This window comes from Bradyrhizobium sp. Ai1a-2 (genome assembly GCF_000426245.1).
Lineage (GTDB): Bacteria > Pseudomonadota > Alphaproteobacteria > Rhizobiales > Xanthobacteraceae > Bradyrhizobium.
Genome location: NZ_AUEZ01000009.1, coordinates 13,236 through 36,068 on the forward strand (window position 1 = coordinate 13,236; position 22,833 = coordinate 36,068).

Sequence of the window (22,833 nt, forward strand, 5' to 3'; positions counted from 1 at the left end):
ATGAGCGCTTATATCGCCCGCCGCATTCTCCTGATGGTGCCGACGCTGCTCGGCATCCTCTTCGTGTCCTTCGTGGTCGTGCAGTTCGCGCCGGGAGGACCGGTCGAGCGCGTGCTGGCCCAGCTTTCCGGCGCCGATACCGGCGGCACCTCGCGGGTTTCTGGTTCTTCCGGCGGCGATTTTGCCGCGCGTGCGCCGGGCGGCGCCTCGGCGGATGCAGTGAACTCCAAATACCGCGGCGCGCAGGGCCTCGATCCTGCCTTCATCAAGAATCTCGAAAAGCAGTTCGGCTTCGACAAGCCGGCGCCCGAGCGCTTCGCGCTGATGGTGTGGAACTTTGCCCGTTTCGACTTCGGCAAGAGCTATTTCCGCGATGTCAGCGTGATCCAACTGATCAAGGAAAAATTGCCGGTGTCGATGTCGCTCGGCATCTGGATGACGCTCCTGACCTATTTGATCTCGATCCCGCTCGGCATCCGCAAGGCCGTGCAAGATGGATCGCGCTTCGATACCTGGACGTCGGCCGTCATCATCGTCGGCTTTGCGATTCCCGGCTTCCTGTTCGCGATCCTCTTGATCATCCTGTTTGCCGGCGGCTCGTTCTTCAACTGGTTCCCGTTGCGCGGATTGACCTCGGACGGCTGGTCGCAATTCCCCTGGTACTGGAAGATCATCGACTATTTCTGGCACATCACGCTGCCCTTGATCTCGATGGCGCTCGGCGCGTTTGCGACCATGACGCTGCTGACCAAGAACTCGTTCCTGGACGAGATCCGCAAGCAATATGTCATGACCGCGCGCGCGAAGGGCTGCAGCGAGACGCAGGTACTGTACGGTCACATCTTCCGTAACGCGATGCTGATCGTGATCGCCGGCTTCCCGAGCGCGTTCATCCATGCCTTCTTCTCCGGTTCGCTCTTGATCGAGACCATCTTCTCGCTCGACGGGCTCGGCCTGCTCGGCTTCGAGAGTGTCCTGAACCGTGACTATCCGGTCGTGTTCGGCACGCTGTTCATCTTTTCGCTGGTCGGCTTGGTCGTGAACCTGATCTCCGATCTCGCCTACATGTGGATCGATCCCCGGATCGATTTCGAGGCGAGGGAAGTCTGATGACGATGCTCGCGCCCCAGCCGGTCGAGACCACGACGCAGTCGCCGCTCGGCGAAGCCGTGCCGCCGAGCCGCCGTCCCTTCGAGCCGTCGCCGCTCAACAAGCGCCGCTGGCAGAACTTCAAGGCCAACCGCCGCGGCTACTGGTCGTTCTGGATCTTCCTGGTGCTGTTCGTGGTCTCGCTGTTCGCCAATTTCATTGCGAATGATCGCCCACTGATGGTCAGGTATGACGGTCGGCTCTATTGGCCTGTGCTCTTCAACTATGCCGAGACGACGTTCGGCGGCGATTTCGAGACTACGGCGGATTACCGCGATCCCTACTTGCAGAAGCAGATCGCTGCCAAGGGTGGCACCATCATCTGGCCGCCGATCCGCTATTCCTACGACACCCACAATCTCGATCTGCCGACGCCGGCGCCGTCAAAGCCGACCTGGCTTTTGACCGAAAAGCAGTGCAAGGAGGTGGTCGAGAGGAAGCAGCTCAGCGGCTGCCGCGACCTCGAATACAACTGGCTCGGCACCGACGACCAGGGCCGCGACGTGCTCGCGCGCCTGATCTACGGTTTCCGGATTTCGGTGCTGTTCGGCCTGACGCTGACCATCCTGTCCTCGATCATCGGCGTCGCCGCTGGCGGCGTGCAGGGCTATTTCGGCGGTTGGATCGATCTGACGTTCCAGCGCCTGATCGAGGTCTGGACCGCGATCCCTTCGCTCTATCTGCTTCTGATCATCTCCGCGGTGCTGCCGCCGGGCTTCTTCATCCTGCTCGGCATCCTCCTGTTGTTTTCCTGGGTGTCGCTGGTCGGCCTGGTGCGCGCGGAATTCCTGCGCGGGCGCAATTTCGAATACATCCAGGCGGCGCGCGCGCTCGGCGTCTCCAATGCGGTGATCATGTTCCGCCACCTCTTGCCGAACGCGATGGTGGCGACCATGACCTTCCTGCCCTTCATCGTCTCGTCCTCCGTGATGACGCTGACAGCGCTGGACTTCCTCGGCTTCGGCCTGCCGCCGGGCTCGCCTTCGCTCGGCGAATTGCTGGCGCAGGGCAAGGCCAATGTGCAGGCGCCGTGGCTCGGCTTCACCGGCTTCTTCTCGGTCGCGATCATGCTCTCGCTCCTGATCTTCATCGGCGAGGCCGCTCGCGACGCCTTCGACCCGCGCAAGACGTTCAGGTAGAGGGCAGCATCATGGACGCCATCAATCAGCCGCTGCTCGATGTCCGCGACCTCTCGGTCGCTTTCGGCCCCTCGGTCGCGGTCGACCATGTCTCGTTCTCGATCAAGCGCGGCGAATGCGTCGCGCTGGTCGGCGAATCCGGCTCGGGCAAATCCGTCAGCGCGCTGTCGGTCCTGAAACTGCTGCCCTATCCGGCGGCCTCGCATCCTTCCGGCAGCGTCCGTTTCAAGGGGCGCGACCTCCTTACCGCCTCGGAGCGAGAGATGCGCGAGGTGCGGGGCAACGACATCTCGATCATCTTCCAGGAGCCGATGACCTCGCTCAATCCGCTCCACACCATCGAGGCGCAGATCGGCGAGATTCTATCGCTGCACAGCGGCGTGCGTGGCGCGCGGGCGCGGGCGCGCACCATCGAGCTCCTGACGCAGGTCGGCATTCCCGAGCCCGAGACGCGGCTGCAAAGCTATCCCCATCAGCTCTCCGGCGGCCAGCGCCAGCGCGTGATGATCGCGATGGCGCTCGCCAACGAGCCCGACCTTCTGATCGCGGACGAGCCGACGACGGCGCTCGACGTTACCGTGCAGGCACAGATCCTGGCGCTGCTGGCCGAGATCCGCACCCGGCTCGGCATGAGCATGCTGTTCATCACCCACGATCTCGGCATCGTTCGCCGCATCGCCGATACCGTCTGCGTCATGAATGGTGGCAAGATCGTCGAGCACGGCCCGGTCGAGCAGGTCTTCACCGCCCCCAAGCATCCCTATACGCGCGATCTCCTCGCCGCGGAGCCGAAACCCGATCCGGCGCCGCCGCGCCCGGACCAGCCGGTGGTGATCTCGGCGGATAATCTGAAGGTCTGGTTCCCGATCAAGCGCGGATTGCTGCGCTCCACTGTCGGCCATATCAAGGCGGTCGACGGCGTCAGCATCGCGGTGCGCAAGGGCGAGACGCTCGGCGTGGTCGGCGAATCCGGTTCCGGCAAGACCACGCTCGGACTCGCGCTGCTGCGGTTGATCTCCTCGGACGGGCCGATCGTCTTCCTGGGCAACGATATCCAGGGCCTGCGCTTCAAGCAGATGCGGCCGTTCCGCCGCGACATGCAGATCGTGTTCCAGGATCCGTTCGGCGCGCTGAGTCCGCGCATGTCGGTCGGTGACATCATCGCGGAGGGCTTGAGCGTCCATCAGCAGCATTTGTCGGCCGAAGAGCGCGAGGCGCGGGTGATCAAGGCGCTGAAGGACGTCGGGTTGAAGCCGGAATGGCGCTTTCGCTATCCGCATGAATTCTCCGGCGGTCAGCGGCAGCGCATCTCGATCGCGCGCGCGGTGGTGCTGGAGCCGAATTTCGTGGTGCTGGACGAACCGACGAGCGCGCTCGACATGCTGTTCCAGGCGCAGATGGTCGATCTGCTCCGCGAGTTGCAGCGCAAGCGCGACCTTACCTACATGTTCATCTCGCACGATCTGCGCGTGGTGGCTTCGCTGGCCAGCCATCTGATCGTGATGAAATCCGGCAAGGTCGAGGAGGAGGGTCCGGCCTCCGAACTGTTCAAGAACCCGAAGAGCGACTACACCCGCGCCCTCTTCGCCGCCGCCTTCCGCTTGGAGACGGCAGGCGACGGTGCGGTGGCGACGTAAGGCAGTGGAGCCGCGCACTCCGTCCCACCTCTGCCGCTTGGGGGAGAGGGAGGAGAGCGCCGTAGCCCGGGTGGAGCGTTAGCGTAACCCGGGGCCGCTGGTGGGTTTTGATGCAGTTGTCCCGGGTTACGCTGCGCTCCACCCGGGCTACGAGTTAAAGCCGCTTGATCGCGACCACTTCGCTGCCGGCCGCCTTGATGCGTGGGATGGCCTCGGTGGTGCGCTCGATTACGGTTGCCATGTGATGCGCGTTGGCGTGCACGATCGTTGTCGCATCGCGCACGATGGCGACATGGCCCTTCCAGAAGATCAGGTCGCCGCGCTGCAGTTTCCTTGTTTCGGTCGCGCTCAACTCGCGCCCGAGGCCCTCCTGCTGCATGTCGCTGTCGCGCGGACAGCCGGTGCCGGCGGCGGTCAGCGCGACCTGCACCAGGCCGGAGCAATCGATGCCAAGGCTGCTCTTGCCGCCCCAGAGATAGGGCGTGCCGACGAAGCGTTCGGCAACAGTGACGAAGTCATCCTCGATCGCGTCGATGCCGCCGACATGGTGGCGCGGCAGGTGCCAGCCTTCGCGCGTTACCGCGAACACGCCGTCCTCGCGAGCGACGTTCAGCCTGGCGCCGAGCGGCAGCGTTTCGACCGGCGGCAGCTTGATCGAGGGACCGGGGAACGCAAAAGTCCGTAGCGCCGTCACCTTGTGGGTCGGCGCGGCCGAAGGCTTTGCCAGCGCGGCATCGGGCAGCCAGCCGACATAGCCGTCGCTGCCAAGCTGGCCCCAGGCGAACCCCTCGCTGTTCCGGTCATAGATGGTGACAGGCTCGCCCTTCAGCGCCTGCGTCAGCAGCGTGGCGTCGGAGCGGGGCGCTTCGTGGAGCGGTGCGAGCGCGCACGCGACCTCGAACTCCTCGCCGGGGACGAAGCGCTCAGCGCTCACCTTGCCTTCGAGATATTTCGCGGCGATGTCGCCGCGTGCGGGAGTGAGGCGCGGATCATCCATAGCGCTGGCTCAACAGTTTGTAGATCGCGCGCGCCGCCTGGCATTCGCCGCCCTCGGGGCGCGCCGGCCTTGCGCTGGGAGTCCAGCCGTAGATATCGACATGCAGCCAGCGTTTGGCGCGCTCGACGAAGCGCTGCAGGAACAGCGCGCAGGTGATCGAACCGGCGAAGGTGCCCGACGGCGCGTTGGTGATGTCGGCCGTCTTCGAATCCAGCCAGGAATCGTAGGCAGGCCACAGCGGCATGCGCCACAACGGATCGTACTCCGCTCTCGCATGCGCCGCCACCTCCGCGGCCAGCGTGTCATCCTGCGTGTAAAAGGGCGGCAGGTCCGGCCCCAGCGCCACGCGCGCGGCGCCGGTCAAGGTGCCCAGGTCGATCAAGAGATCCGGCTTCTCCTCGTCGGCGAGCGCCAGCGCGTCGGCGAGGACCAGCCGTCCCTCGGCATCGGTGTTGCCGATCTCGACCGTCAGCCCCTTGCGCGAGGTGAAGATGTCGAGCGGGCGGAAGGCATTGCCCGCGACCGCGTTCTCGACCGCGGGAATCAGCACGCGCAGCCGTACCTTGAGCTTCGCGTCCATCACCATCTGTGCCAGTGCAAGCACATTGGCGGCGCCGCCCATGTCCTTCTTCATGATGAGCATGCCGCTCGATGGCTTCAGGTCGAGCCCGCCGGTGTCGAAGCAGACGCCCTTGCCGACCAGCGTCACCTTGGGGTGATCCGGGTTACCCCAGGTGAGATCGATCAGCCGCGGCGCGCGGCTCGAGGCCATGCCGACGGCATGGATCAGCGGAAAATTCTGCCGCACGAGCTCGTCGCCCGTGATGCAGTTGAACGCGGCGCCGAACCGGGACGCTACCTGCTCAACCGCCTGCGCCAGCTCCTGCGGCCCCATGTCGTTCGAGGGGGTGTTGATGAGGTCGCGTGCCAGGGATGCGGCTTCCGCCACCCGCGAGATGTCGGCAGCATCGACACCATCTGGCGGCACCAGCCGCACGTCGGGGGTTTCCGCCTTGCGATAGCGGCCGAAGCGGTAGTTGCCGAGCGCAAAGGCCAGTGCGGCGAGCCGCGTATCGTGCGGCGCATTGGCGAAGCGGTAGACGCCTGATGGCAGCAATCCGGGCAGGCTGCCCGGCCGGAACGGATCGCGCGAGCGGCTTGCCTCGTCTTCCAGGCCGAACAGCACCTGCGCGAGTGAACCGTCGGGCGCTGGGAGCGCCAGATATTTGCCGGGCTTGGCTGCATAGCCATTGGCCTGCGCGAACTGCCGTGCATGAGCAGGAAGCGTTTCGCGGATCTGTTCCCAGTTCGTCTTGGTGACGAAAGTGATGGGAACGGCGTTCGACGCGGGTGCGGTTTCGAAGATGGATGGCATGCGACTCTCATCAATGGCAGGGACGCAAATGGCAGGGTCTCTGCCTAATTAACCAGACGTTAGGGTTAACAGTCTATTGCTGGTGCATTCGGCTCAATCTTTTCGCGCGAATTTGTGAGTTAAAGGGCTATGCGTCGACAGTCCAGTCTTGTCCGCGCTCTCGCGTCGGCTGCCTTTTCGGCGCTGCTGGCGGCAGGTCTTGGTGGGTGCCAGACGCTCTCCGATGTCGCGGGCCCGCTGACGACACGGACACGGACCGCCGCAGCCGCGCCGGATGACCCGCACCGTGCTGTCGAATTCTATGGCGAGCGCTATCGCGCCAATCCGAAGGATGTCGAGGCTGCGATCGGTTACGGTCAGGCGCTGCGGACGACCGGACAGCGCGCGCAGGCGGTCGCGATGCTGGAGCAGGCCACGATCGCCAATCCCGGCAACCGGCCGCTGCTCGCGGCCTATGGCCGGGCGCTTGCCGACAACGGCAATGCGCAGGCGGCATTCGACGTACTGAGCCGCGCGCACTCACCCGATAATCCTGATTGGCGCATCCTGTCGGTGCAGGGAACCACGCTCGACAGGCTTGGCCGGCATGAGGAGGCGCGCCGCTATTATGCGAGCGCGCTGCGCATCGCCCCGGACGAGCCGTCGGTGCTGTCCAATCTCGGCTTGTCCTACATGCTGAGCCGCGATCTGGCCAAGGCCGAAGAGAATCTGCGCCGCGCCTATGCCAGCAGCCGTGCCGACAGCCGGGTGCGGCAGAACCTTGCCCTGGTGGTCGGCCTGCAGGGCCGGTTCGAGGAAGCCGAGAGCATCGTCAAGGCCGACCTGCCTGCCGGCGAAGCCGCCGCCAACGTCGCCTACCTCCGCGACATGCTGAAGGGCCGGGACAATCCGCGGACCGCGTCGGCGAAACCACTGCCGGTCGTCGCGCGCGACGATTGATCCGTCCCAAGCGTTCCGCGAGCCGCACACCCGATTCAGTGGAACGTCGCCATGACCTTGATGTAGGCCGGGCCGAGGATGACGATGAAGAGGCAGGGCAGGAAGAACAGGATCATCGGCACCGTCAGTTTTGGCGGCAGCGCGGCAGCTTTCTTTTCCGCTTCGTTCATGCGCATGTCGCGATTCTCCTGCGCCATCACGCGCAGGCTCTGGCCGAGCGGCGTGCCGTAGCGCTCGGACTGCTGCAGCGCCAGGCAGACCGACTTCACGCTCTCGAGCCCGGTGCGGGCGGCGAGGTTTTCATAGGCCGTCTTGCGGTCCTGCAAGTAGGAAAGCTCCGCCGTGGTGAGTGTGAACTCCTCGGACAGCGCCACCGATTGCCCGACGATTTCGATCGCGACTTTCCTGAAAGCGACCTCGACCGACATGCCGGACTCGACGCAGATCAAGAGCAGGTCGAGTGCATCGGGGAAGGCGCGCTTGATGGAAAGCTGACGCTTGGAAATGGCGTTCTTCAGGAACAGCATCGGCGCCTGCAGCCCGAGATATGCCGCGCCGATGCAGATGCCGACGTTCACCAGCAGCGACGTTTCCAGTTGCGCAATCACGAAAATGTACAGTGCGGTGCCGATCAGCATGACGATCGGCGTCACTGCGCGGAAGAACAGAAAGGTGATATAGGGAGCGTTGCCGCGATAGCCGGCCATGATGAGCTTGTCGCGGGCGCTCTCCTGCGCCACCCATTTGCTGAGGTTGAAGTCCTCCACGACCTTGGAGACGATCTGCTTCGGCGTCTGCCGCAGCGATACCTTCTCCGATCTGGCCAGCCGCTCGCGCTCGCGCTGGCGGATGCGCTCGCGCTCGCTGGCCACCGCCTTCATGCGCTTCTGCAGGTTCTCGCCTGCGAACAGCGGCATGATCAGCGAATAGCAGGTTGCGCTCGCGGCGATCGCCGCGAGCAGCATCGTCATGAACCTGACGTCGTGGAGCTTGGCGGCCAGAAAATCAATCATGCTTCATCCGTCAGAAATCAAAATTGATCATCTTCTTCATCACGAAGATGCCGGTGCTCATCCAGACCATACAGGCAACCAGCATCAGTTGGCCGGTTGAATGGGTCCAGAGCAGGGAGATGTAGTCGGGCGCTGTGATATAGGTGAGTATCATGACGGTCGGGGGCAGTGCGCCGATGATGCCCGCCGAAGCCTTGGCTTCCATCGACATCGCCTTGATCTTCTCTTTCATCTTCTTGCGGTCGCGCAGCACCTTGGACAGGTTGCCGAGTGCCTCCGAGAGATTGCCGCCGGATTTCTGCTGGATCGAGACCACGATGCCGAAGAAGTTCGCTTCCGGCACCGGCATGCTCTCATACAGCCGGGCGCAGGCCTCGCCGAGTGGCATGCCGATCGTCTGGGTCTCGATGATGGCCTTGAACTCGCTCTTGAGCGGCTCGGGCGAGTCGTTGGCGACCACCTTGAGCGATTCAAACAGCGGAAGGCCGGCCTTGATGCCGCGAACGATGACGTCCACGGCGTCGGGGAGCGCCTTGAGGAACGCCGCCTCGCGACGTTTCTTCAGGAAGCCGAGCAGCCAGCGCGGCAGTCCGAAGCCGGCGGCGAAAGCAAAACCCACTGCGCCCAATAGCCCGCCGCCGACCATGTAGGTGAGCGCGAAGCCGATCGCGGCAAGGACGCCGGAAATGATCCAGAACTTCCGAGGGGTCCAGTCGAGACCGGCCTGCGTCAGGCGCTTGCTCAGCGAGAGCTTCGCCTCCTTCTGCCGGCGCGCGTCGAGCTCGCGCAAGGTTCCTTCGACCTGCTCGCGGCGCGAACGCTGGGTCCGTTCGGTCTGGCGCACGGCGGTGGGTTCGGAGTGGGCGATGGAGGTGCGGCGCGCTTCAGCCTTCTTCTCCCCCGACAGCAAAGGATAGAGGAAGACCCAGGCGAGTCCGCCGATGGTGGTTGCGGCGAGGAAGGCGAGCGCGAGCGGTTGCAGGTTCATCATCGGCTTCCTTATGCCGTCGGCGGCGCTTCGGCGGCGTCGAGCGCGGCGGCGAGGCGGTTCTCCTCGTTATAGTAGCGGGCGCGCTCCCAGAATTTCGGCCGGCCGATGCCGGTCGAGCGATGCCGGCCGATGATCTTGCCGTTGGCGTCCTCGCCGACGACGTCGTACAGGAAAATGTCCTGCGTGATGATGGTGTCGCCTTCCATGCCCATCACTTCGGTGATGTGCGTGATGCGCCGGGAGCCGTCGCGCAGGCGCGCGGCCTGGATGATGACGTCGATCGAGGCACAGATCATCTCGCGGATCGTGCGCGAGGGCAGCGAGAAGCCGCCCATCGTGATCATGGATTCGCAGCGCGACAGCGCCTCGCGCGGGTTGTTGGCGTGCAGCGTGCCCATCGAGCCGTCGTGGCCGGTGTTCATCGCCTGCAGCAGGTCGAACGCCTCCGGTCCGCGGACTTCGCCGACGATGATTCGCTCGGGGCGCATACGCAGGCAGTTGCGGACCAGTTCGCGCATGGTGACCTGGCCTTCACCCTCGATGTTCGGCGGCCGGGTCTCCAGCCGGACCACATGAGGCTGCTGCAATTGCAGTTCGGCGGCGTCCTCGCAGGTGATGATGCGCTCGTCGTGCTCGATATAGTTGGTCAGGCAGTTGAGCAGCGTCGTCTTGCCGGAGCCGGTACCGCCGGAGATCAAGACGTTGCAACGGACGCGGCCGATGATCTGCAGGATGGTCGCGCCGTCCGGCGTGATCGCGCCGAACTTGACGAGCTGCTCCAGCGTCAGCTTGTCCTTCTTGAATTTGCGGATGGTGAGCGCCGGGCCGTCGATGGCGAGCGGCGGCACGATGGCGTTGACGCGCGAGCCGTCGGCGAGGCGCGCGTCGCAGATCGGCGAGGATTCGTCGACGCGGCGGCCGACCTGGCTGACGATGCGCTGGCAGATGTTGAGAAGCTGCTGGTTGTCGCGGAAGCGGATGCCCGTGCGCTGGATCTTGCCGGCGACCTCGATGTAGACCGTGCCGGCGCCGTTGACCATGATGTCGGCGATGTCGTCGCGCGACAATAGCGGCTCGAGCGGGCCGTAACCGAGCACGTCGTTGCAGATATCATCGAGCAGATCTTCCTGCTCGGCGATCGACATCACGATGTTCTTGATCGCGATGATCTCGTTGACGATGTCGCGGATTTCCTCGCGCGCGGAATCGCCGTCGAGCTTGGCGAGCTGGGCGAGGTCGATCGCCTCGATCAGCGCCCCGAAGATGGTGGCCTTGACCTGGTAATAATTGTCGGACCGGCGCGTGTCGACGGTCGGCGCCGGCGGCGGCTTGGGCGGTGCGATCGACGGCGAAGGCATGGTGGGAGGCGTGATCTCGCGCGCCGGCGCGGCTGCGGCCGAAGGCTCCGGCGCGTGAACGGCGGGCCTCAGTCCCCGCACTTCACTGTCATTTGCGCTACGCTTACCAAACACGACTCTACTCCAGACCCGTTATTTCGCCTGCAGCTTCTCCAGCAGGGGCGACAGGAACGACCCCCTCGGCTTTTTGGTCTCACCGCGGCCGGTCAGCCGCTGCGCGATCTGCAGGAACATCTCGATGGTGCGATGATTGGCGGAAATCTCCGCGATCATCTGGCCGTTATTGGCGGCCGAGCCGAAGATCTGCGGATCGAACGGGATCGCCGCGATCGGCTCGGCCTCGATCGCCTTGGCGAATTCGGCGGTGTTGATCTCGGGGCGCTTCGGCACGCCGACCTGGTTCAGGCAATAGAGCGGCGCGCGGTCGTTCGGCCGTGACGCCTTCAAGAGGTCGACCAGGTTCTTGGTGTTGCGCAGATTCGCAAGGTCCGGGACCGCGACCACCAGGATGTCGTCGGCGGCGATCAGGGCCCGCTTGGTCCAGCCCGACCATTGGTGGGGGATGTCGAGCACGGTGCAGGGCATGGTCGTGCGAAGCGTGTCGAAGATCGCATCGAACGCCTCGGCGCCGAAATCGTAGACGCGGTCGAGCGTGGCCGGCGCCGCCAGCAGGCTCAAGTGATCGGTGCATTTCGACAGCAGGCGGTCGATGAAGGCGGTGTCGACGCGGTCGGGCGAGAACACGGCTTCGGCGATCCCCTGCGGCGGATCCTGGTTATAGTCGAGGCCGGCGGTGCCGAAGGCGAGATCGAGATCGGCGACCACGGAATCCAGCGCCAGGTCGCGCGCGATGGCCCAGGCGACGTTATGCGCCACGGTGGACGCGCCGACGCCGCCCTTGGCGCCGACCACGGCAAGAATGCGCCCGACCGCCTTGGCCTCGGGCGCCGAAAACAGGTTGCAGACCGAGCGCACCACGTCGATGGTGACAACAGGCGCGATCAGGTAGTCGCTGACGCCGCGGCGCACCAGTTCGCGATAGAGCGCGACGTCGTTGAGGCGGCCGATCACGATTACCCTGGTGCCAGCGTCGCAGACCGCAGCGAGTTGGTCGAGACCGCCGATAATGTCGCCATTGGCCCCGGTTTCCAGGATGATGACGTTTGGCGTCGGCGCCGAGCGGTAGGCCTCGATGGCGGCGGCCATGCCGCCCATCTGGATCTTCAGATGCGCCTTGCCGAGTCGGCGGTCCTCGCCGGCCGACTGCACCGCCGCTGCGGTCTCCACCGTGTCGCAGAACGCCTGCACCGACACCCGCGGTGCCGGCGCAATATGCTCCTCGACCTCTGACAGGATGTCAGGCTGGGCGTCGGGGTTCTGGCGCGCGTAGCTGATCATTTGCCGACATTGCTCAATTTGGCCGAGTCGGCCTCGGGATAGGCCGTCGTCGTCGGGAGGCCCTTGCGGTATTTATCGAACACCACGTCGCGCCGCCTCGTGTAAGGCGGCGTCTCCGCGCGCGGCTGCGCGAGGTCGCTCGGGTTGTCGACCATGGCGGCGAGGTTGCGCTGGTAGGCGCAGCCGAAATTGTAATAGGGCTTGTTCTCGAAATAGCTCTTGTTGTTGATCGACGGGCCGAGGTCTTCCGGCCAGACTCCGCAGGGGCCGGCCACCGCCGAGATCCGCGCATAGTTGATCCGGATGGCTGCGAAATGGCGCGGATCCTCTGGATGATACTGGCGCACAGCGACCGCGCGCGGCGGCACGCCCGCGGCGGCGAACGTCGCCTGGATCTCGCGCAAGGAATCGGCGGCGGCGCGCGCATTCGGCGTGCCGACCGGTGTGTCGATGCTGATCGCGCCGGTGCCCTCGCGCAGCCAGGTCTGCCCCAGTCCCATCACGTCGGCGCGCTGTTCAGCGGTGAGGCCGCCGCGGCCGCTGCCGACGAACACCACGATGGAGCGGTCGGCTTCCTGGACTGCGATCGGATGGCGCAGGCGATAATCATCGGGATAGCTCGCCAACGGCGAATCGTCCGTGTGCCGGCAGGCACCGAGCGCCACGGCGATGCTGATCAGCGCTCCGAGGCGAGCGAGGGCGCGGCTGCGATCGGCGGATCGTTTGGATGTCAGCTTGGGTGTCATCGTCCCGCCTCAGTCCGTAATGAAGCCGTAGGTGCCGCGATAATTCCGCGCCGGGCCGGCCCGACCCGGTACGCCGTAGATGCGATTGACAGTGCCAAGGAGATCGGCCTGCGGGTCGGAGGCGTTGGCAAAGCCGTCATCCGGCCGCGACAGGTCCTTCTGCGCCACCGCGCGTACCACATAGGGCGTCACTAGCACCATGAGCTCGGTCTGGTTGCTGACGAAGTCGCGGCTGCGGAACAGCGCGCCGAGCACCGGCACTTGAGCGAGGCCCGGAAAGCCGTTGATCGCTTGCTTGGTCTGATCCTGGATCAAGCCGGCCATCGCCATCGCGCCGCCGGAGGGGATTTCCAGGGTCGTTTCCGCGCGGCGAGTCCTGATCGAGGGAATGGTGAGCGAATTCACCTGTCCGGCGGTGACCGCCTGCGCGATCGTGATCGAATTGTCGTTCGACAGTTCGGATACTTCCGTCATCACCCGCAGGCTGATGCGGCCCTCGGTCAGCACGACGGGCGTGAAGTTCAGCGAGATGCCGAATTTCTTGTACTGGATCTGCGTCGTACAGATATGGGTGACGGGATCGCAGGAATAGCCCGCCGGGATCGGGAATTCGCCACCCGCGATGAAGGTCGCGGATTCGCCGGAAATCGCGGTCAGATTCGGCTCGGCCAGCGTCCGCACCACGCCCGCGCTTTCCATCGCGCGCAGCGTCGCCGACACCGAGGGGGTGGCGCCGAAAGAGGCGGTGGCCGTATTGGTAGGAACCAGCGGGCGGCCGTAGGCGCTGAAGGGATTGGCGTTGCTGAAGTTCACGACCGCCGTGCCGTAGTTCAGGTTGGCAGTGAGGTCGATGCCGAGCTGTTTGATGATCGAACGCGCGACCTCGGCGACGGTAACCTTGAGCATCACCTGGTCGCGGCCGCGGACGATGATTGAGTTAACCACCTTTTCAGGACCGCCGGCGAGCCGCGCGGCGAGATCGCCCGCCTGCTGCGCCTCGATCGGGCTCGAGGCCGTGCCGGTCAGCACCACGCCGTCGCCGACGCCGTCGATCTGGATGTCGGAATTCGGCAGCGACTGGCGGAGCGCGGCGCGCACGCCGTTGAGATCGCGCTTCACCGCGATGTCATAGGCGGCGATCTGTACGCCCGTGGAATCGAAGAACACGATGTTGGTCTGGCCGACCGCCGCGCCGATGATATAGGCACGCTGCGCGGAGCGGATCACGGCATTGGCAATCTTGGGATCGGCCACCAGTACGTCCTTGATATCGCGGGGCAGGTCGACCACCACCGATTTGCCGACGCCGAGCGACAGGAAGCGCGCGTTAGCCTGACCGTCCGCCGCCATCGGCGCTGCGACGCGGTAATCGCTCGCCACCACCGGCGTCAGGGCCGGGTTGAGCGTGAACGCGACGGCGGCCGAAAACGACAGGGCGCGAACGACGAAAGCTCGCATCATCGATCGGTTCCCCCAGCCCTTCATTCCCTGTGCCCTTTTCCTCATTTCTGAGTCGACTGCTGGCTGGCGACGCCGTAGCGGATGACGTTGATGCTTTGGCCGCGCCTGCGCACTGAATCTTCCGCATTGGCCTCGACCACGTTGAGGTCGGCGATGCTGCGCAGCGCCAGCGTCAGCGTGCCGCTCTGGCGCGCGCGGGCCAGCGTCTCCGCCTGTTCGGGCTTGAGCTCGAGCGTCACGGTCTTGCCGATCAGCGCGCTGGTGCCGTCCTTCTCCTTCGGAGCCTGGTCGATCGCGAGCACGCGGACATTGCTGAGGATGATTTCCGATTGGACGATATCGGAGCCATTGCTGTCCGGATTCTTCGTGCGCCTGGACAGAATGACGTCGACCCGGTCGTTCGGCAGGATGAAGCCGCCAGCAGCGGTCTCTGGCGAGATGTCGGTCGAGATCGCGCGCATGCCGGAGGGCAGGATCGCGGCCATGAAGCCGCTGCCATCGGCCTTCACCAGCTTCTGCTCGCGGATCGGCTCGCCGGCGATGAAGGGCGCACGAGCAATGGCGCCGATGACGTCCTTCATGGCGTCGGCCTTGCCGTCGCGCCGCATGAACGAGCCGCTCGCGCTCGAGGCCGGCCAGGTCTGCCACTGTAAATCGTCGGGCTTGACCGCCTGGCCCAGGCCGATGTCGGACTTCGCGACGAGAATATCGACGGTCGGCAATTGCGCGACTGGCTGGGGCTTGGGAGCGGATTGGTCACTGCTTCCGCTCGCCAGGTACAGGGCCGCGAGGCCGGCAACGCCGGCGATAGCCAGGACCACGATGCGTGCGGTGTTCATTACGCTTCACTTTCCACGGGACGACGCGACGGTTCCCGCCGCCGTGATCGGCAGTTGACCAGCTATTCGTCAAAGCATGGTTAATGAGGCGTATCTAAATCGGCTTAACGGGCTGTTACTTCCGCCCGCTCAACGCATTGCGAAATGCGCGAAGTCGACCGCCTTCATCCACTCGGTCTCGGGATAGATCACGAGTGCGCCGAGCGCGAGTGCGATGCCATAGGGAATGCCGGTCTCCTTGGCGTGCAGCCGCAGCAGCCAGGCCTGGCCCATCAGCGGGTAGGGCAGCGGCCATTGTCGGAATTGGAGCAGGCCCAGCGTCAGCGCGCCGCCAAAGAGGGATGCATAGAGGAGATAGGGCAGCAGATGGTCGAAGCCGAACCACAGCGCGGCGGCGGCCGCGACCTTGGCGTCCCCGCCGCCAATCCAGCCGAACGCAAAGAAGGCAAATCCTGCCGCGAGCACGGCGGCGCCGGCACCCGCATGCGAAATCGCATCGTGGAGCCCCATGCCACTCGCGACAGCGAGCACGACGAAGCCGACCACGAGCGCCAGCGATACCCGGTTGGAAATCGTCATGCTGACAAGGTCGCTTGCAGCCGCGAACGCCATCAGTGCGGGAAACAGCAGCAGGCGAAGAATGTCGAGGATCATGTGATTACACAGCCCGTGCGGTCAGGATGAATGGCGCCTCGAATATAGCCGCGAGAGATGAACAATCGGCGAAGGAGGCACGTCACCAGACTGCCGCAATGCGCCAGGCGAGCGTGACAACTGCCAGTACCAGGGCGGCGCAGATGATCTGTGCGGATGCGTCGTTCGGATTGCCGGCCTGAAGATAGGCCTTTGTCGCCACAAAGCGATGAACAGTTGATCTACGCATGCTTTCGCCGTCCAACTCGACGAATAGGACAAAGGCCCCGGATTGCCGGGGCCTTTATTGTTGGTCGGGAGCGCCGATTACGGCGCAGGCGCCAGATTGGTCGCCACGTTGTTCAACATGTTGGTCAGGTTGGTGCCGACGAGGCGAAGGGCAGTGATGATGGCAACAGCAATGAGAGCGGCGATCAGACCGTATTCGATGGCGGTCGCGCCGGATTCGTCCTTAATGAAACGGGAAACGAGGTTCTTCATAGATTACTCCTGGTGTGCACGTGGCTGGTCGAACTATCCTTTGGTCACACCGGCGTTCTCAGCACCGTGACCATGCACGCGACCGTAGGGGTGCGACAATTGCGCAGCAGTTAATTCGATTGCAGAAAGATCGCCCCAAATTTGACAGTTCCGATGCAGAGTCAACGCGGGCTTAAGACCATCAACAAAATGCAAATGTTTCGGGTTCGCTGGAATTAGATCATGCTCCTCTACGGGAGCGCCACGCCGAGAATTCAACGATCGCGTCCGAGCCGCCTCGTGATTGATCTTCACGGAGCAGGCGCTGGTTCGGCGAACATGATTGTCGGGCCATTCGTCTGTCTGGTCCTGAAACGAATGCGGATGAAATTGCCGAAGCGCTTTTTGCACTTCGTTCATGAATTGTTGTCAGTTTAGCGGTGTCGGGCGCCGCTTCCGCTGCGTATCGCGGTTGCCGGCTTGTCAATGCCCCGGGGTAGAGTATGTCGTTCAGATCAGAGCGTATCCGTGTGTTGGCGGGCCTCGCCTTCCTTCTCGCAGCCGCCGCCGTCCCAGCATGGCCTCCTGCAAGCTTGGCCGCCGCCGATCCTGATCGGATCGAGGTCAATGTCGACCAGGCCAAGCTCGTCAAGCTCCCGACCGGCATCGCCACCATCGTGGTCGGCAATCCCCTGATCGCTGATGTGACGCTGCAGACCGGCGGCGTCGTGGTCGTCACCGGCAAGGGTTATGGCGCCACCAATTTCATCGCCATGGATCGCAACGGCCAGGTGCTGGTCGATCGCCAGATCCAGGTCCAGGGACCGAGCGACCAGCTCGTCACCGTCTATCGCGGCATCGAGCGGGAATCCTATAGCTGCATGCCGATCTGCCAGCGCCGCGTGACGCTCGGCGATGGCGAGACCTACTTCAAGTCCACCATCGATCAGGCCGGTTCACTCAGCAGCCAGGCAAGCGGGCAGAGCAGCGGCAAGTCGTCCAACTGACGTTAGGTGCCGAGGCCGCCGGCACGACGGTGTTGCGCTGTCGCGTCCATGCTTAACGGCGGCCTAACGGAACAGGCCATCCTGTCTCGACCCGACGAAACATTTCGACAATTAGTTTCAGTTAGTCCTTGCGGTGTCATCCCGCGAGACTCCTCTGATGTCGCATCCCCTTGGCTCTTTCCGGAACCTATTGCGTCGGTTTCGCCGCGATCGTCGCGGCGTAACGGCCGTCGAATTCGCCCTCGTCGCGCCTATCTTCTTCGTGCTGCTGTTCGCGATCATCGAGACGGCGCTGATCTTCTTCGCCGGCCAGGTGCTCGAGACGATCAACCAGGATTCCGCGCGCCTCGTCCTGACCGGCGAGGCGCAAGGCGGCTCGCTCAGTCAGGCGCAATTCAAGGCGGCAGTCTGCGCTCACAAGCTCAGTTTCATGTTCAATTGCAACGGCATCTCCGTCGACGTTCGCAGCTACCCGCAGGCCGGAGAGGTCAAAATCCCTAACCAGATCGGTCCGGGCGGTACCTTCACCAATGATATGAAGTATTGTCCTGGCCGGGACGGCGATTTCGTCGTGGTCCGGTTGTTCTATGAGTGGCCGGTCATCATCCTCAAGATGCTTATTGGTGGAGACAACCTCCAATACGACTTCTCCAATCTGAATGGCAGCAAGCGCCTGTTGTCGGCAACGGCAGTCTTCAGGAACGAGCCCTTCCCGACTGGCGGGACGACGTGCTCATGAGCAAATCAATGAAAATGATTTCGCTATCATCGATGTGGCATGTGCGTCGCCAGATCGGCAATCTCGTGCGCGATTGCCGCGGCGTGGCGGCAATCGAATTCGCGCTGGTCGTGCCCATCATGCTGGTGCTGTTCTTCGGAACGGTCGAGGTCGGCTCTCTCGTTGCCATCCAGCGCAAGCTGGCGCTGGTTGCACGAGGGGCGTCCGACCTGACCTCGCAATCGCTGGACAGCGTCAACACCGCGGCCATGCAGAATGTCTTCGCCGCGAGCGGAGCAATCATGTTGCCCTATTCCTTGACGCCGCTGACCGCGACCGTCTCGGAAGTGTTCATCGACAAGAACGGCATCGCGAAGATCCAGTGGAGCCAGTCGGCCACCGTCGCGCTCGTTGGCGGCTTCCCGGAGGCGGCACTTAAGCAGTCCCCGCGCAAGCCGAAGGATACGGTGACGGTTCCGGGAGGATTATTGATACCGAATACCTGGCTGATCTGGAGTGAGGTCAGCTACGACTACACGCCGATAGTCGGTTACGTACTCAAGACCAAAGTTACGAGGAAAGACGAGTCCTATACCCGCCCGAGACAGTCTCTCTGCGTCGACTATCCGCCGCCCACCCAGTTGAGCAATAGCTGCACGCCGGTCTCTTAGAGCATTTTCGGAATTCGCATCGTATCCAAAGCGAAAAGCCGCGCGATGGGCGCGGCTTTTCTTTGTTCGTTGCTGTTGGCATACGAGCGCCGCGTGCGCGGCCCCGCAGTCGGTCAGTTCGCCGCGCGCAGATTGTCGGCGGCGGATTTGCCCGAACGGCGGTCGGCCACGATCTCGTAGGAGATCTTCTGGCCTTCGCGCAGCGTGCCCAAGCCGGCGCGCTCGACGGCGCTGATGTGCACGAACACGTCGTTGCCGCCGTCGTCAGGCTGAATGAAGCCGTAGCCTTTGGTCGCGTTAAACCACTTCACGGTTCCCATGCTCACGGGATAGTCCCTTCTCAGATAGACAAGTCAAAACCCACTCTCGCGGGCTGGTGGATCGAATTTTGGAAGGGTCGTCAGCACCTGAACCGGGATACCGGTGGATGGCTAATGTCGTCCGGCCGAAAATCGATTAAGCCGATATTATGCGAAAAACAGCCCTAAAACAATCCTGACGTGCGCGGATTTCGTTCGAAGGTGCAAAGCGCCGGGATCGCGCGAGACACCAAAGGTGTCGTGCGCGACTCCAGACGCCTCTGGGGCACGTCAGCGGCGGCGGAACTGGCCGCCCCGCGGCGGCTGGCCCCGCGGCGGGCCGCCGGGCGAACTCGGGCGTTCGTCCTTGTGACGGAAAATCAGCCGCCCCTTTTCGAGGTCGTAGGGCGACATTTCAATCGTAACCCGGTCGCCGGCCAGCGTCTTGATGCGGTTCTTCTTCATCTTGCCGGCTGTGTAGGCGACAATCTCGTGTCCAGTATCGAGTTGCACGCGATAGCGTGCATCGGGGAGGATTTCGGTCACCAGCCCTTCGAACTGGATCAGCTCTTCCTTAGCCATGTGGTTCTCCAGAATCGATCGACGGCTAGCGCTGCGTTTGGTTGTTGCGGTTGGGTTGCGGTTTCGCCCGGCTTTCGCGATGCAGGAAGGCGACGCCTTGAATGTCGCCCTTGACGCCATCGCTCTTGCCGATCTGCGGCGGACGTGGCGACTCGCCCCGGTTCACCTGCGGCGCGCCATTCTTACCACCTCGACGGCGGCGGCGGCGAGGCCCTTTTGCTGCCTGAGGCGATTCATTTCCTCTGGTCTGATGGGGCCGCTGCGCCGATCGTCCAGGCGCCCGATGCGGGGTGGCGGCAGGTGCCTGTTCGCGGCTGCCCGGCGTGCGGCGATCTTCGCGCGGCAGCGCCACCCGGATCAGCCGTTCGATGTCGCGAAGATATCCCATTTCCTCCGCACCCGCGATCAGCGAGATCGCAACGCCGTCGGCGCCGGCACGTGCGGTGCGGCCGATGCGGTGCACATAAGTCTCCGGCACGTTGGGCAGGTCGTAATTGACGACATGGCTGATGCCGTCGACATCGATGCCGCGTGCGGCGATGTCGGTTGCGACCAATGTGCGGATTTCGCCGGAACGAAATGCCGCCAGCGTGCGTTCCCTGTGATTCTGCGACTTGTTGCCGTGGATCGCATTGGCCGCGATGCCGGCCTTCTCCAGCCCCCTCACCACCTTGTCGGCGCCGTGCTTGGTGCGGGTGAACACCAGCGCGCGGTTAACCGGCTCCTGCTGCAGCAGTTGCGCCAGCACGGCGGGCTTGGCGGTGAAGTCGACCTGGATGATGCGCTGCGTGACGCGCTCGGCGGTCGAGGACACCGGCGTCACCGCGACGCGGGCGGGATCGCGCAGCATCGCTTCGGCGAGCTCGGCGATATCCTTCGGCATCGTCGCCGAGAAGAATAGCGTCTGCCGCTTCGCCGGCAGCTTGGCGACGATCTTCCTGATGTCGTTGATGAAGCCCATGTCGAGCATGCGGTCGGCTTCATCGAGCACCAGGAACTCGACCTGGTTGAGCTTCAGGCCGTTGCTCTGCACAAGGTCGAGCAGGCGGCCCGGGGTCGCGACCATGACCTCGACTCCCTGCATCACCGAGCGGACCTGCCGGCCCATCGGAACGCCGCCGATCGCCAGCGCCGAAGAGAGACGGATGTGGCGGCCATAGGCATTGAAGCTGTCGAGGATCTGGCCCGACAATTCGCGGGTCGGCGAGAGCACCAGCACGCGGCATGACTTCGGCTGCACCTTGGTGCGGTTCTGCAGCAGGCGGTTGAGGATCGGCAGTGCAAAGGACGCGGTCTTGCCGGTGCCAGTTTGCGCAATGCCGATCACGTCGCGGCCTTCGAGCGCGAGCGGGATAGTCTGGGCCTGGATGGGGGTAGGAGTGACGTAGTTCTCTTCCCGAAGCGCGCGGGCGATGGGATCGGCAAGGCCGAAATCCTGAAAGGAGGTCAAAAGGGAGGTCTTTCCATCAAAACGTCAGGCGCGCCGGCCATCTCGACCGGGCGCGTGAGGGCATCAGTGATACCCGCGTGTTTGGGGCATCGGTGCTGTTGGCTGATCAAAGGCAAGCCAGAACCCGCCAAGGCTAGTGGGAACCAAGGCGGCTTAGAACACGCAAGCTTGCGCCGACCCGGCGATTCGCTCGGGCCATGACACTCATATGGAACATGAACGCGGCGCTTTCAAGGTAACTCTGCTCGGATTCGGCCGGCTTCGGGCGCGAAGTCACTGTTGCAGGGGCGCGAGCCCGCTGTCGCGACAGTGTCACAATTAGTTGCCGGAAATTTAGCCAAATCGATCTGATTGCTCAAAAAATAAACTGATTGCCGCTTTGGCATACATTTTTGTCGCCTAATAATTGGGCTTACGTTCTCGGTATTTTCTCGTAAACGGCGAATTTCCCCGTGCTAGCAGCAGCTTAAGCAGTGCTTCAACCGTGGCATGGTTCTTGCGATTCCTTTTGTCGCAGGCGGCCGTGGGGCCGTTTCGCATGCGTTCACGCCTGCGTCAGGGAGATGATATTTCATGCTTGCACAACTTACTCACGATATAGCGACGCTGAGCCGCCGCGGCTGGCTCGCGGCTGCCGCGGGCCTCGTTTTGGGCCTGGCGTCCTCGCCATTTTCTCCGGCCAAAGCCGCCGACGACACCATCAAGGTCGGCGTCCTGCATTCCCTCTCCGGCACCATGGCCATCAGCGAGACCACGCTGAAGGATACGATTCTCTTTCTGATCGACGAGCAGAACAAGAAGGGCGGCGTGCTCGGCAAGAAGCTCGAGGCTGTCGTCGTCGATCCCGCATCGAACTGGCCGCTGTTCGCGGAAAAGGCGCGCGAACTCATCACCAAGGACAAGGTCGCGGTCGTGTTCGGCTGCTGGACCTCGGTGTCGCGCAAATCCGTGCTCCCGGTGTTCAAGGAGCTGAACAACATCCTGTTCTACCCGGTGCAGTATGAGGGCGAAGAGTCCGAGCGCAACGTGTTCTACACCGGCGCCGCGCCGAACCAGCAGGCGATCCCCGCCGTCGACTACCTGATGAAGGACGAGAAGGTGAAGCGCTGGGTGCTGGCGGGCACCGACTACGTCTATCCGCGCACCACCAACAAGATCCTGGAAGCCTACTTGAAGTCGAAGGGCGTCAAGCAGGAAGACATCATGATCAACTACACGCCGTTCGGTCATAGCGACTGGCAGACGATCGTGGCCGACATCAAGAAGTTCGGTTCGGCCGGCAAGAAGACGGCGGTGGTCTCCACCATCAACGGCGACGCCAACGTGCCCTTCTACAAGGAGCTCGGCAACCAGGGCATCAAGGCGACCGACATTCCGGTGGTCGCGTTCTCGGTCGGTGAGGAAGAGCTCGCCGGCATCGACACCAAGCCGCTGGTCGGCCATCTCGCCGCCTGGAACTACTTCGAGTCGATCAAGACGCCCGCCAACGAGAAGTTCATCAAGGAGTGGCAGGCCTACACCAAGAATCCGAAGCGCGTGACCAACGATCCGATGGAAGCGCACTACATCGGCTTCAACATGTGGGTGAAGGCGGTTGAGAAGGTGAAGTCCACCGATCCGGACAAGGTGATCGACGCGCTGCCCGGCATCGAAGCGCCGAACCTGACCGGCGGCGTCTCCAAGATGCTGCCGAACCACCACATCACCAAGCCGGTGTTCATCGGCGAGATCAAGGGCAACGGCCAGTTCGACGTGGTGTGGAAGACCCCCGGCCTCGTCGCAGGCGATGCCTGGTCGAAGGAGCTCGATGGCTCCAAGGACCTGATCGGCGACTGGGTCGGCAAGAAGTGCGGCAACTGGAACACCAAGACCAACAAGTGCGGCGGTCAGGGCTCCTGATCTGAACTTCCAAGCGACCGGAGCAGGCGGCGGCGTTCGCCGCCTTCTCCTC

The 22,833-nt window shown here is 63.6% G+C and carries 24 protein-coding genes; 8 read left to right on the top strand and 16 right to left on the bottom strand.

What is annotated here, in order from left to right; genetic code table 11:
* Genes K288_RS0108820 through K288_RS0108830 form a run of 3 tightly spaced genes read left to right on the top strand, consistent with a single transcriptional unit; the run spans position 1 to position 3,925 of the window.
* A complete protein-coding gene (locus tag K288_RS0108820; protein WP_027579208.1) occupies positions 1 to 1,110 on the top strand; it encodes a microcin C ABC transporter permease YejB in 1,110 nt (369 codons plus the stop codon).
* Entirely contained in the window at positions 1,110 to 2,288 is a 1,179-nt protein-coding gene (locus tag K288_RS0108825) for an ABC transporter permease (protein ID WP_027579209.1), read from the top strand. Before K288_RS0108820 ends, K288_RS0108825 begins: the two co-directional genes overlap by 1 nt.
* Before the next feature lie 11 nt (positions 2,289 to 2,299).
* Positions 2,300 to 3,925 carry an ABC transporter ATP-binding protein gene (locus tag K288_RS0108830; protein ID WP_027579210.1) on the top strand — a complete coding sequence of 542 codons (1,626 nt, stop codon included), beginning with the start codon at positions 2,300 to 2,302 and terminating at the stop codon, positions 3,923 to 3,925.
* A gap of 154 nt (positions 3,926 to 4,079) precedes the next feature.
* On the opposite strand, the gene K288_RS0108835 is transcribed toward K288_RS0108830, so the two are convergent.
* Together K288_RS0108835 and K288_RS0108840 are read right to left on the bottom strand one after the other, a co-directional pair.
* A complete protein-coding gene (locus tag K288_RS0108835; RefSeq protein WP_027579211.1) occupies positions 4,080 to 4,922 on the bottom strand; it encodes an NlpC/P60 family protein in 843 nt (280 codons plus the stop codon).
* Positions 4,915 to 6,297, bottom strand: coding sequence for a leucyl aminopeptidase family protein (locus K288_RS0108840; RefSeq protein WP_027579212.1), 1,383 nt, complete (start codon positions 6,295 to 6,297; stop codon positions 4,915 to 4,917). The genes K288_RS0108835 and K288_RS0108840 overlap by 8 nt, the downstream gene beginning before the upstream one ends.
* Positions 6,298 to 6,426: 129 nt before the next feature.
* On the opposite strand from K288_RS0108840, the gene K288_RS0108845 reads away from it, so the two are divergent.
* Positions 6,427 to 7,236, top strand: a complete 810-nt coding sequence (locus K288_RS0108845) for a tetratricopeptide repeat protein (protein WP_027579213.1) — start codon at positions 6,427 to 6,429, stop codon at positions 7,234 to 7,236.
* A 35-nt stretch (positions 7,237 to 7,271) separates the two neighbouring features.
* On the opposite strand, the gene K288_RS0108850 is transcribed toward K288_RS0108845, so the two are convergent.
* The 11 genes from K288_RS0108850 to K288_RS52225 form a co-directional block, all read right to left on the bottom strand.
* Complete coding sequence (locus K288_RS0108850) at positions 7,272 to 8,249, bottom strand: type II secretion system F family protein (RefSeq protein ID WP_027579214.1); 978 nt, start codon at positions 8,247 to 8,249, stop codon at positions 7,272 to 7,274.
* 10 nt (positions 8,250 to 8,259) lie between these two features.
* Positions 8,260 to 9,237 carry a type II secretion system F family protein gene (locus K288_RS0108855; protein ID WP_027579215.1) on the bottom strand — a complete coding sequence of 326 codons (978 nt, stop codon included), beginning with the start codon at positions 9,235 to 9,237 and terminating at the stop codon, positions 8,260 to 8,262.
* Between the two features lie 11 nt (positions 9,238 to 9,248).
* Positions 9,249 to 10,712, bottom strand: coding sequence for a CpaF family protein (locus K288_RS0108860; RefSeq protein ID WP_027579216.1), 1,464 nt, complete (start codon positions 10,710 to 10,712; stop codon positions 9,249 to 9,251).
* 18 nt (positions 10,713 to 10,730) lie between these two features.
* On the bottom strand, positions 10,731 to 11,996 hold the full coding sequence (locus K288_RS0108865; protein ID WP_027579217.1) for a hypothetical protein: 1,266 nt from the start codon (positions 11,994 to 11,996) through the stop codon (positions 10,731 to 10,733).
* Complete coding sequence (locus K288_RS0108870) at positions 11,993 to 12,742, bottom strand: CpaD family pilus assembly protein (RefSeq protein ID WP_043159523.1); 750 nt, start codon at positions 12,740 to 12,742, stop codon at positions 11,993 to 11,995. The genes K288_RS0108865 and K288_RS0108870 overlap by 4 nt, the downstream gene beginning before the upstream one ends.
* A gap of 9 nt (positions 12,743 to 12,751) precedes the next feature.
* A complete protein-coding gene (locus K288_RS0108875; RefSeq protein ID WP_027579219.1) occupies positions 12,752 to 14,227 on the bottom strand; it encodes a type II and III secretion system protein family protein in 1,476 nt (491 codons plus the stop codon).
* A gap of 17 nt (positions 14,228 to 14,244) precedes the next feature.
* Positions 14,245 to 15,042 carry a Flp pilus assembly protein CpaB gene (cpaB, locus tag K288_RS0108880; RefSeq protein WP_027579220.1) on the bottom strand — a complete coding sequence of 266 codons (798 nt, stop codon included), beginning with the start codon at positions 15,040 to 15,042 and terminating at the stop codon, positions 14,245 to 14,247.
* A 129-nt stretch (positions 15,043 to 15,171) separates the two neighbouring features.
* The gene (locus K288_RS0108885; protein ID WP_027579221.1) at positions 15,172 to 15,696 is read right to left on the bottom strand and encodes a prepilin peptidase; all 525 of its coding nucleotides are present in this window, start codon (positions 15,694 to 15,696) and stop codon (positions 15,172 to 15,174) included.
* Positions 15,697 to 15,778: 82 nt separating this feature from the next.
* Positions 15,779 to 15,925: a hypothetical protein gene (locus tag K288_RS53565; RefSeq protein ID WP_160168952.1), complete on the bottom strand. Its 147-nt coding sequence runs from the start codon at positions 15,923 to 15,925 to the stop codon at positions 15,779 to 15,781.
* Between the two features lie 77 nt (positions 15,926 to 16,002).
* Entirely contained in the window at positions 16,003 to 16,176 is a 174-nt protein-coding gene (locus tag K288_RS50165; RefSeq protein ID WP_064737308.1) for a Flp family type IVb pilin, read from the bottom strand.
* A gap of 33 nt (positions 16,177 to 16,209) precedes the next feature.
* On the bottom strand, positions 16,210 to 16,575 hold the full coding sequence (locus K288_RS52225; protein WP_152535446.1) for a hypothetical protein: 366 nt from the start codon (positions 16,573 to 16,575) through the stop codon (positions 16,210 to 16,212).
* Between the two features lie 83 nt (positions 16,576 to 16,658).
* On the opposite strand from K288_RS52225, the gene K288_RS0108900 reads away from it, so the two are divergent.
* The 3 genes from K288_RS0108900 to K288_RS0108910 all read left to right on the top strand — a co-directional run bounded on the left by K288_RS0108900 (position 16,659) and on the right by K288_RS0108910 (position 18,551).
* Complete coding sequence (locus tag K288_RS0108900; protein ID WP_027579222.1) at positions 16,659 to 17,162, top strand: pilus assembly protein N-terminal domain-containing protein; 504 nt, start codon at positions 16,659 to 16,661, stop codon at positions 17,160 to 17,162.
* Between the two features lie 157 nt (positions 17,163 to 17,319).
* Positions 17,320 to 17,901, top strand: a complete 582-nt coding sequence (locus tag K288_RS0108905) for a TadE/TadG family type IV pilus assembly protein (protein WP_027579223.1) — start codon at positions 17,320 to 17,322, stop codon at positions 17,899 to 17,901.
* A gap of 8 nt (positions 17,902 to 17,909) precedes the next feature.
* The gene (locus K288_RS0108910; RefSeq protein WP_244443109.1) at positions 17,910 to 18,551 is read left to right on the top strand and encodes a TadE/TadG family type IV pilus assembly protein; all 642 of its coding nucleotides are present in this window, start codon (positions 17,910 to 17,912) and stop codon (positions 18,549 to 18,551) included.
* A gap of 113 nt (positions 18,552 to 18,664) precedes the next feature.
* On the opposite strand, the gene K288_RS0108915 is transcribed toward K288_RS0108910, so the two are convergent.
* The 3 genes from K288_RS0108915 to K288_RS0108925 all read right to left on the bottom strand — a co-directional run bounded on the left by K288_RS0108915 (position 18,665) and on the right by K288_RS0108925 (position 20,882).
* Complete coding sequence (locus K288_RS0108915; protein ID WP_027579225.1) at positions 18,665 to 18,877, bottom strand: cold-shock protein; 213 nt, start codon at positions 18,875 to 18,877, stop codon at positions 18,665 to 18,667.
* Between the two features lie 264 nt (positions 18,878 to 19,141).
* Entirely contained in the window at positions 19,142 to 19,432 is a 291-nt protein-coding gene (gene infA / locus K288_RS0108920; RefSeq protein ID WP_027579226.1) for a translation initiation factor IF-1, read from the bottom strand.
* A 25-nt stretch (positions 19,433 to 19,457) separates the two neighbouring features.
* Positions 19,458 to 20,882, bottom strand: a complete 1,425-nt coding sequence (locus K288_RS0108925) for a DEAD/DEAH box helicase (RefSeq protein ID WP_027579227.1) — start codon at positions 20,880 to 20,882, stop codon at positions 19,458 to 19,460.
* Positions 20,883 to 21,455: 573 nt separating this feature from the next.
* On the opposite strand from K288_RS0108925, the gene urtA reads away from it, so the two are divergent.
* Positions 21,456 to 22,781, top strand: a complete 1,326-nt coding sequence (urtA, locus tag K288_RS0108930; protein WP_027579228.1) for an urea ABC transporter substrate-binding protein — start codon at positions 21,456 to 21,458, stop codon at positions 22,779 to 22,781.
* The last annotated feature ends 52 nt before the right edge of the window (positions 22,782 to 22,833 follow it).

What these genes read in the sequence shown, in the direction of transcription:
- K288_RS0108820 (WP_027579208.1), top strand. Translation starts at nt 1, where the DNA reads ATGAGCGCTTATATCGCCCGCCGCATTCTCCTGATGGTGCCGACGCTG.
- K288_RS0108825 (WP_027579209.1), top strand. Translation starts at nt 1,110, where the DNA reads ATGACGATGCTCGCGCCCCAGCCGGTCGAGACCACGACGCAGTCGCCG.
- K288_RS0108830 (WP_027579210.1), top strand. Translation starts at nt 2,300, where the DNA reads ATGGACGCCATCAATCAGCCGCTGCTCGATGTCCGCGACCTCTCGGTC.
- K288_RS0108835 (WP_027579211.1), bottom strand. Translation starts at nt 4,922, where the DNA reads ATGGATGATCCGCGCCTCACTCCCGCACGCGGCGACATCGCCGCGAAA.
- K288_RS0108840 (WP_027579212.1), bottom strand. Translation starts at nt 6,297, where the DNA reads ATGCCATCCATCTTCGAAACCGCACCCGCGTCGAACGCCGTTCCCATC.
- K288_RS0108845 (WP_027579213.1), top strand. Translation starts at nt 6,427, where the DNA reads ATGCGTCGACAGTCCAGTCTTGTCCGCGCTCTCGCGTCGGCTGCCTTT.
- K288_RS0108850 (WP_027579214.1), bottom strand. Translation starts at nt 8,249, where the DNA reads ATGATTGATTTTCTGGCCGCCAAGCTCCACGACGTCAGGTTCATGACG.
- K288_RS0108855 (WP_027579215.1), bottom strand. Translation starts at nt 9,237, where the DNA reads ATGAACCTGCAACCGCTCGCGCTCGCCTTCCTCGCCGCAACCACCATC.
- K288_RS0108865 (WP_027579217.1), bottom strand. Translation starts at nt 11,996, where the DNA reads ATGATCAGCTACGCGCGCCAGAACCCCGACGCCCAGCCTGACATCCTG.
- K288_RS0108870 (WP_043159523.1), bottom strand. Translation starts at nt 12,742, where the DNA reads ATGACACCCAAGCTGACATCCAAACGATCCGCCGATCGCAGCCGCGCC.
- K288_RS0108875 (WP_027579219.1), bottom strand. Translation starts at nt 14,227, where the DNA reads ATGAAGGGCTGGGGGAACCGATCGATGATGCGAGCTTTCGTCGTTCGC.
- cpaB (WP_027579220.1), bottom strand. Translation starts at nt 15,042, where the DNA reads ATGAACACCGCACGCATCGTGGTCCTGGCTATCGCCGGCGTTGCCGGC.
- K288_RS0108885 (WP_027579221.1), bottom strand. Translation starts at nt 15,696, where the DNA reads ATGATCCTCGACATTCTTCGCCTGCTGCTGTTTCCCGCACTGATGGCG.
- K288_RS53565 (WP_160168952.1), bottom strand. Translation starts at nt 15,925, where the DNA reads ATGCGTAGATCAACTGTTCATCGCTTTGTGGCGACAAAGGCCTATCTT.
- K288_RS50165 (WP_064737308.1), bottom strand. Translation starts at nt 16,176, where the DNA reads ATGAAGAACCTCGTTTCCCGTTTCATTAAGGACGAATCCGGCGCGACC.
- K288_RS52225 (WP_152535446.1), bottom strand. Translation starts at nt 16,575, where the DNA reads ATGAACGAAGTGCAAAAAGCGCTTCGGCAATTTCATCCGCATTCGTTT.
- K288_RS0108900 (WP_027579222.1), top strand. Translation starts at nt 16,659, where the DNA reads ATGTCGTTCAGATCAGAGCGTATCCGTGTGTTGGCGGGCCTCGCCTTC.
- K288_RS0108905 (WP_027579223.1), top strand. Translation starts at nt 17,320, where the DNA reads ATGTCGCATCCCCTTGGCTCTTTCCGGAACCTATTGCGTCGGTTTCGC.
- K288_RS0108910 (WP_244443109.1), top strand. Translation starts at nt 17,910, where the DNA reads ATGAAAATGATTTCGCTATCATCGATGTGGCATGTGCGTCGCCAGATC.
- infA (WP_027579226.1), bottom strand. Translation starts at nt 19,432, where the DNA reads ATGGCTAAGGAAGAGCTGATCCAGTTCGAAGGGCTGGTGACCGAAATC.
- urtA (WP_027579228.1), top strand. Translation starts at nt 21,456, where the DNA reads ATGCTTGCACAACTTACTCACGATATAGCGACGCTGAGCCGCCGCGGC.